This is a genomic window from Enorma phocaeensis, assembly GCF_016901575.1.
GTDB lineage: Bacteria > Actinomycetota > Coriobacteriia > Coriobacteriales > Coriobacteriaceae > Limicola > Limicola phocaeensis_A.
The window spans coordinates 1-701 of the sequence record NZ_JACJKQ010000066.1 but is presented as its reverse complement, the minus strand read 5'-3'; the positions used below and the strand labels follow the sequence as shown (position 1 = coordinate 701).

Here is a 701-nt window from a genome sequence, read left to right as displayed (position 1 = left end):
TGTGTTTAGTCAAGTAGTTTTGAGCAGAATGTGCATCGGGAATTGAGCAGCATGAGCTCGCGGTCTGAGCGGTGGTTTTTGAGCAGCTATCCTTCCTGCATGAGGGCGTGCCTCACGCGGTACGACTCCCCGCGGAACTGGACGAGCCTGCCGTGGTGCACCACGCGGTCGATGACGGCGGCGGCCATCTGGTCGTCCCCGAAGACCCCTCCCCAGCGGGAGAACTCGAGGTTCGTCGTGATGACGACGCTCTGCCTCTCGTAGGCGTCGGCGAAGACCTGGAACACGAGCCGGGCGCCGTCGGCGTCGAGCGGCAGGAACCCCAGCTCGTCGATCACGAGCAGGCGGGCCCGCGCGATCTGCGACATCTCGCGGTCGAGCCTGCCCTCCTCGCGGGCGCGCCTCAGGCGCATCACGAGCGACGAGGCGGTGAAGAAGCGCGCCTCGAGCCGCCTGTCGCACGCGAGCTGGCACAGCGCGCTCGCCATGTGCGTCTTGCCCGTGCCCACGTCGCCCATCAGCACCAGGTCCTCGCGGCGGTCCAGGAAGGCGAGCGACAGCAGGTCCTCCCGGCCGAGCCCCTCCGGCCACGACACCGCCGACCAGTCGTAGCCGTCGAAGGTCTTCGGCGCCGGAAGGCCGCAGCGCCGAAGCAGCGACGCGCGCTTCGAGGCGTCGCGGCTGGCGGCCTCGGCCTCGAG

Annotated in this window: 1 protein-coding gene; it reads right to left on the bottom strand. The window is 68.9% G+C overall.

The window, feature by feature from the left end; translation table 11 throughout:
- Positions 1–86: 86 nt before the first annotated feature.
- The coding region (istB, locus tag H6A15_RS10205; protein ID WP_204673645.1) for an IS21-like element helper ATPase IstB at positions 87–701 on the bottom strand (615 nt) is incomplete at its 5' end.